The organism is Micromonospora phytophila (assembly GCF_023656545.1).
GTDB classification, from domain to species: Bacteria; Actinomycetota; Actinomycetes; order Mycobacteriales; family Micromonosporaceae; genus Micromonospora; species Micromonospora phytophila.
Genome location: NZ_JAMOKF010000304.1, coordinates 1 through 6,791, shown reverse-complemented (window position 1 = coordinate 6,791; position 6,791 = coordinate 1). Strand labels below are relative to the sequence as shown.

Sequence of the window (6,791 nt, the reverse complement as noted above, 5' to 3'; positions counted from 1 at the left end):
TGGCCGGCGCGGTCTCCGAGCGCATCGCCGGCATCTTCGCCGCCGCCGGGCTGCCGGGCGCCGACGATCCGGTACGCGCCGCCGCCGTCGCCCTGGAACGGGCCGAGGCCGACCGGCGGGAGCTGCTGCGGCGCCGGGAGCAGGCCGGTGAGCTGCGTGAACAGCGGGCCGGCTACGAGCGTGAGGCCCAGGTGGCGCGGACCCTCGCCGGGCACCTGCGGGCCAACAACTTCGAGCGGTGGCTGCTGGCCGAGGCGCTGGACCTGCTGGTCGACGGCGCCTCCGGCATCCTGCGCGAACTCTCCGGCGGCCAGTACGACCTGGTGCACGACAAGGGCGAGTTCTCCGTGGTCGACCACCACGACGCCGGGCTGCGCCGGGGCGTGCGCACCCTCTCCGGCGGGGAGACCTTCCAGGCGTCGCTGGCGTTGGCGCTGGCCCTCTCCGAGCAGCTGGCCGGGATGTCCACCACCGCGGCGAGCCTGGAGTCCATCGTGCTGGACGAGGGCTTCGGCACCCTCGACGCGGCCACCCTCGACACGGTGGCCGCCACGCTGGAGAACCTGGCGGCCCGGGGTGACCGGATGGTCGGGGTGGTCACCCACGTGCCCGCGCTGGCCGAACGCATCCCGGTCCGGTTCGAGGTCCGCAAGGACGCCCGGTCGGCCCGCGTCGAGCGGACCGGCCGGTGACCGGTGTGTCCGCATCCGGCCGGGGGCCCGGGGTGGGAGGCTCGGCCAGGTGAGCGACCCTCGATTCTTCGTCGACGCGTGGGACCCCGCGTACGGCGCCTCCTTCGAGGCCTCCGTCGGTGGCCCCGCGGCGCCGAGCAGCGCCCAGGTCGACGCGGACGTCGAGCTGCCCACGGTGGACTGGCGGGCGATCGGGCCCCGGCCCGGTCTCCGCGCCCCCGACGTGGTGCTGCTGGTCGACGGGGTGCGCCGGATCGACGCCAGCGTCTGGACGGCGGAGGACGACGGCGCCTCCTTCCCCGGCCTGGCCGCCTCGTACGCCGCCGGGGTGGTCCGCTGCGACCTGGAGCGCGGCGCGGCGCAGCTCGTCGGCGCGAAGGTCGGCCGGGGTCTCTTCACCGCCAGCCCGTCCGCGCGCGACGTGGTCTCCGGCAGCATCCGCTACCCGGTGCACCGGGTCAGCGGCACCGGCGAGCTGAACAAGCTCCCGGCCGCCGTGCAGGGGCCGCTGACCGCGCTGGAGGTGGAGGTCTCCGGGGCGGCCCGCACGGACGGCGACCTGCTGGTGGTGGACGGCCCGCTGCGCAACCGGCGGCAGCTGCCGCGCACCCTCGGCTACATCAAGACCCAGCACAGCCAGTACCTGGACGCCCGGCTGACCCCGGTGGTGACCGGGCTGGCGGCCGGCGAACGGTCCCCGGTGTTCCGGCTCGGCACCGCCTGGGGCGGCTGGTCCTGGTACCTGCGACTGCCGGTGGCCCTCGGCGCCCCGTGGGCCGGCATCGTCCGGATGGAGTGCTCCGCGGAGCTGAGCATCGCCGAGGCCGTCGAGCTGGCCGACCTGTCGCTGGTCACGCTGCCCCGGTTCGCCTCCACGCCGTACAAGGACCCGCGGGCGCCGCAGAACCTCGTCCCGATCGCCGGGCTGGAACGCCGGCTGCGGGGGCTGCTCGGCGACGCCCGGCTGCTGCACCGGGTGCTGACCGCCGCCGCCCGGGCCCGCCGCTGATGGGGCGCAAGCGGGCCGCCGACCGGCTGACCGAGCAGGTCGACACCGGGCTGGCCGAGCTGGTGCCGGACCAGGATCGGCCGGGCTCGTGGACCCTGCTGCTGGACGGCGCCCCACAGTCGCACGTGGACCTGACCGACCCCACCCACCTGGAGTTCGAGTACGTCCGGCGGCTGGCCGCCGCGATCGACCTCGTCGCACCGGCCGGCGCGCCGCTGCGGGTGCTGCACCTCGGCGGTGGGGCGCTGACCCTGCCCCGGTACGTCAGCGTCACCCGCCCCGGCTCCACCCAGCGGGTGTCCGAGCTGGACGGCGCCCTGGTGGACCTGGTCCGCCGGGCCCTGCCCTGGCCGGCGGATCCCCGGCTCAAGGTGCGGGTGGCCGACGCCCGAGCGGTGCTCGCCGCCACCCGGGAGGCCAGCTTCGACGTGGTGGTCGCCGACGTCTTCGCCGGTGCCCGCACCCCGGCCCACCTGACCTCGGTGGAGTACGCCGCCGAGGTGGCCCGGGTGCTGCGGCCCGACGGCTGGTACCTGGCGAACGTCGCGGACGGCCCGCCGTTGCGCCACGCCCGGGGGCAGGTGGCCACCGTCCGGTCGGTGCTGCCGCGGGCCTGCCTGATCGGCGACGCGGCCGTGCTGCGCGGTCGGCGCCACGGCAACCTGGTGCTGGTGGCGGGCCGGAACGAGCCGCCCGTGCCGGAGCTGACCCGGCGCGCCGCCGGCGACTGGTTCCCCGGCCGGGTGGTCGCCGGCGAGGATCTCGACCGCTTCGCCGGCGGCGTCCCGGTGGTGCACGACACCGACGCCACCGGCTCCACCCCACCGCCACCGGGAACTTTTTCGGTCCGTCGTTGATCCGTTCGCCGCGCCGGTGCGTACCACCGGGCGGCCATGCCCGTGGGGGGACGGCCGTTGTCATCGGACACCCGGAGGTCTGCATGCATGCGGTGGCGGCCGGCTGGCACGGCGACAGGGTGCGGGTGGACTGGATGTCCGCACGCTCCCAGTCGCGGCCGAGCATGTTCTCCCGCGGGGTCGACTCACAACCGGCGCCTCGCCAGAATGGTCCGGTGACGCCGAGACCCGCGCCCGGACGCCACCAGGCGGCACCGTCCACCGAGGCCAATCACTCCGACCAGCTGATCCGGTTGCTGTACGCCGAGCACGCCGGCCCGCTGCTGGCGTTCGTGATGCGGCTGACCGGCGGTGACCGGCAGCGGGCCGAGGACATCGTCCAGGAGACGCTGCTGCGGGCCTGGCGCAACGCGCACCGGCTGGGGGCGCAGGGGCAGGGCTCGCTGCGGCCCTGGCTGGTCACCGTGGCCCGACGGATCGCCATCGACGAGCACCGCAGCGAACAGGCCCGGCCGGCCGAGACGTACGACCGGGACCTGACCGCGTTCGCCGAGGCGGACAGCACCGACCGGGTGCTGCGCACGATGACCGTGGCGGACGCGCTGCGTACGCTGAGCCAGTCGCACCGGGAGATCCTGGTCGCGACGTACTTCCGGGGCCGGACGGTGCCCGAGGCGGCCGAGGAGCTGGGCCTTCCGCTCGGCACCGCGAAGTCGCGGGTCTACTACGCGCTGCGCGCGCTGCGCACGGCTCTGCAGGAACGGGGGGTGACGGAATGAGCCGGGCAGACCACATGGACGTCGCCGCGTACGCGCTCGGCGTGCTGGACGAGCACGACACCGAACGGTTCGAGGAGCACCTCGCCACCTGCTGGGCGTGCGCGGCGGAGCTGGAGACGATGGTGCCGGTGGTGGGGCTGCTCTCCGGCATCGACGGCGAGACGATGACCGCGCTGGAGCAGACCCAGACCGACCCGGCGCTGCTGGACCGGACGCTGGTCGCGGTCCGCGCGCACCGGCGCAGGACCCGGTTCCGGCAGCTGCTCGCCACGGCCGCGGCGGTGGTGGTCTTCGGCGGCCTGACCGGCGTCGGCTTCGCCAACGTCGTCGGCGACAGCACGCCGGACGTGGTCGCCGAGCCGACCACCAGCGCGCGGGTCGACGGGCCACCCACGCCGTCGCCGACAGGATCCGGTTCCGGCTTCGGCGGTCCCACGAAACCTGAGGGTGAGCAGCAGAACGTCACGGACCCGAGCACCGGCGTCGAGGCGACCTTCTTCGTCGCCTCCAAGGAGTTCGGCACGGGCGTCAACTTCACCCTCGGCAAGCTGCCCGGGCCGCGGACCTGCCGCCTGGTGGTGGTGCGGAAGAACAACACCACCGAGGTGATCTCCACCTGGTCGGTGCCGGGCGTCGGCTACGGCACCAACGCCAACACCGCCCCCCTGACCCTGGCGGCCTCCACCTCGGCGCGGGTCAGCGAGATCAAGCAGTTCCAGGTGCAGTCGGTGGACGTGAACGGGGTGGCGGCCCCGCTGGTGACCATTCCCGTACCGCGGTAGCGCGCCCCACTGATCGGCGCCGGGCAGTCACAATGACCGGCGCCGATCGGTCGTACCGTTCGGAAAATTGCCCGTCGCGCCCACACACGGATCAGGAACCAGATCGGTTCAACGATTCTCTGTGAAATTGACCACGGTTCTATTTTCAACCTTGACAGCCGCCCTCCCGTATTACCCGGTGAACTGCCAAGAATGAGGAGGGCACGTGGCACAGATGAAGCGGACCGTCATCGTCGCGAGCGCGATGGTCGCACTAACGGCCTGCGCTCCCGCGGGTTACGACGCGGCGAACTCGAGCGCGGCCGAGCCGGTCGCCGTCGCCGCGGCCGAACCCACCGCGGCAGCAGAGCCGGAGGCCTCGGCGTCCGCCGAGGCGCCGGCGGCCGATGCGCCGCCCCCGGCCGACGTGGAACTGACCGACGAACTCATCGGCAAGAAGGTCGCCCGAATGGGCAGCGTGGTCACCGACCAGGACGGCTGGATCCTGTACCGCTTCGACAAGGACACCAACGACCCGGCCTCGTCGAACTGCGTCGACAAGTGCGCCCAGGTGTGGCCGCCGGCGCTGACCGACGGGAACCCGCAGCTCAACGGCGTCTCCGACGACAAGGTCGGCACCGTCACCCGGCAGGACGGCACCCGGCAGATCACCCTCGACGGCTGGCCGCTCTACCGCTACATCGGCGACAAGAAGCCCGGCCAGTGGAAGGGTCAGGGCGTCGGCGGCACCTGGTTCGTGGTCGCCCCGGACGGCAAGAAGAACCTGACCTGCCTGCCGACCGGCACCCCGAAGCCGGTCGCCCCGCCCGCGGCCGACAAGAGCGGCGCGGAGGGCGGCTCCCAGGCTGGCGACTCCGGTTACTCGTACTGATCCCACGGACACGGTGGCCGGTCGCAGTCGGGGAGGGCGCGGCCGGTCACCGTCGTGAACCGGACGTCCGGCGTACCGGCAACGCCCACGTCCCGATCGCGGCGTCGGCTCCGATACCGGGGCCGGCGCCGCGATTCGCGTACTTGCATTGGCGAGGGTCGCGCTGTCCATCGGATCCGACGGCGGTCCCGGAAAAGCGGCCCCAGGTACCCCCCGGAGCGGACGAGGGCGGTGGACGCGCCGACGCCAGCAGGCGCGTACCACCGAGGTCCCCCAACCCGCACCCACGGCCGGTTCCGGCCGGTCCGCCCGGGTCGGACGACACCGCCGGCGCCCTCGGCGCCGGCGGTGTCGTCCGTCACCGGGCCGGCCCGTGACAGCATGTCCGGGTGACGACCGAACCCGCCGCGAGTCGGACGCTGCGCCCACCGGCCGGCTACCGGCTCGGCGCGTCGGTCCGGCCGCTGACCTTCAGCCCGTACGACCCCTGCGCGCGGATCGCGGCGGGCACCTTCTGGTGGGCCACCCGCACCCCGACCGGACCGGCCGCCCTCGCCCTGCGCCCGGTCGCCGGCGACGTGGTGGCCGACGGGTACGGCCCGGGCGCCGACTGGGTGGTGGAGCGGGCGGACGCGGTCGCCGGACTCCGCGACGACCTCACCGGTTTCGCGGACCTCGCCGCGACCCACCCCGTCGTGGCCCGGTTGGCGGCGCAGCACCGGGGGCTGCGGATGCCGGCCACCGGGCAGGTCTTCCCGCGGCTGCTCCGGGCGGTCTTCGAGCAGAAGGTGACCGGCAAGGAGGCGTACCGGGCCTACGCGGCGACGGTCCGCCACTTCGCCGAGGCGGCGCCGGGGCCGATGCAGCCGCTGCTGCTGCCGCCGGAGCCGGCGGCGGTGGCCGCCACCCCGTACTGGGTCTTCCACCCGTTCGGGGTGGAGCAGCGCCGGGCCGAGACGCTGCGTCGCGCGGCGGCCGTCGCCGACCGGTTGGAGCGCTGCGCGGATTCCACCGAGGCCACCCGCCGGCTGACCGCCGTCGCCGGCATCGGCCCGTGGACGGCCGCCGAGGTGGTGCGGATCGCGTACGGCGACGCGGACGCGGTCAGCGTCGGCGACTTCCACGTGCCGAACACGGTGGCCTGGGCGCTCGCGGGCGAGCCGCGCGGCGACGACGCCCGGATGCTGGCCCTGCTGGAGCCGTTCCGGGGGCACCGGGGCCGGGTCTGCCGGCTGCTGGAGGCCGCGGGCGTCCAGGCGCCGAAGTTCGGCCCCCGCATGCCGATCCGCTCCTTCGCCCGGTTCTGACCCGCGCCACCGCCGCGCCATCGCCACCACCGCGCCACGCCACCACCGCGCCACCACCGCTCGGTCGGCACCGCCACCACCGCGCCACCGCGACCGGCGCGCCACCGCCACGCCGCCGCCGCCGCTCGGTCGGCACCGACCGTGCCGCTCGGATGGGCCCCCCACCGCCTCGGATGCGCGCCCCACCGCCCGGCACTCCTCGTCACCGTCGGCGACGGGAGTCACCCTCCGCTCCTCCGGCCCGTCTCGCGGCAAGGGCCTGACCAGCGGCTACGTCGACACCCACGCTCCCGGCCACCCACCCGTCGCATGCCCTTTGCTCTGCTTACCCATACGCACCGGTCACGGACGGTGCCTGGTGCGTATGGGTAAGCAGAGCAAAGCGTGTGAGCGAGGTAGGTCGCCGGCCGGACTCGGTGTGACCCCGGGTGACCGCGCGGAGATAGGGTGGGGTCAGGTCGACCACGGCCCGCCGCGCGCCGGGCCCGCCGCTG

7 protein-coding genes are annotated in these 6,791 nt (G+C 74.7%); all 7 read left to right on the top strand.

The genetic code is table 11. From position 1 onward, the window contains the following. The coding region (locus NCC78_RS25515; RefSeq protein WP_250797621.1) for an SbcC/MukB-like Walker B domain-containing protein at positions 1 to 692 on the top strand (692 nt) is incomplete at its 5' end. 49 nt (positions 693 to 741) lie between these two features. Beyond that, positions 742 to 1,701, top strand: a complete 960-nt coding sequence (locus NCC78_RS25510; protein ID WP_250797620.1) for a hypothetical protein — start codon at positions 742 to 744, stop codon at positions 1,699 to 1,701. Further along, entirely contained in the window at positions 1,701 to 2,558 is an 858-nt protein-coding gene (locus NCC78_RS25505; RefSeq protein WP_250797619.1) for a spermidine synthase, read from the top strand. Before NCC78_RS25510 ends, NCC78_RS25505 begins: the two co-directional genes overlap by 1 nt. A gap of 83 nt (positions 2,559 to 2,641) precedes the next feature. Beyond that, on the top strand, positions 2,642 to 3,337 hold the full coding sequence (locus NCC78_RS25500; RefSeq protein ID WP_250797618.1) for a sigma-70 family RNA polymerase sigma factor: 696 nt from the start codon (positions 2,642 to 2,644) through the stop codon (positions 3,335 to 3,337). Further along, positions 3,334 to 4,119: an anti-sigma factor family protein gene (locus NCC78_RS25495; RefSeq protein ID WP_250797617.1), complete on the top strand. Its 786-nt coding sequence runs from the start codon at positions 3,334 to 3,336 to the stop codon at positions 4,117 to 4,119. Before NCC78_RS25500 ends, NCC78_RS25495 begins: the two co-directional genes overlap by 4 nt. Positions 4,120 to 4,324: 205 nt before the next feature. Then, the gene (locus NCC78_RS25490; protein ID WP_250797616.1) at positions 4,325 to 4,990 is read left to right on the top strand and encodes a COG4315 family predicted lipoprotein; all 666 of its coding nucleotides are present in this window, start codon (positions 4,325 to 4,327) and stop codon (positions 4,988 to 4,990) included. A gap of 389 nt (positions 4,991 to 5,379) precedes the next feature. Beyond that, positions 5,380 to 6,297 carry a DNA-3-methyladenine glycosylase family protein gene (locus NCC78_RS25485; RefSeq protein ID WP_250797613.1) on the top strand — a complete coding sequence of 306 codons (918 nt, stop codon included), beginning with the start codon at positions 5,380 to 5,382 and terminating at the stop codon, positions 6,295 to 6,297. Positions 6,298 to 6,791: the final 494 nt, after the last annotated feature.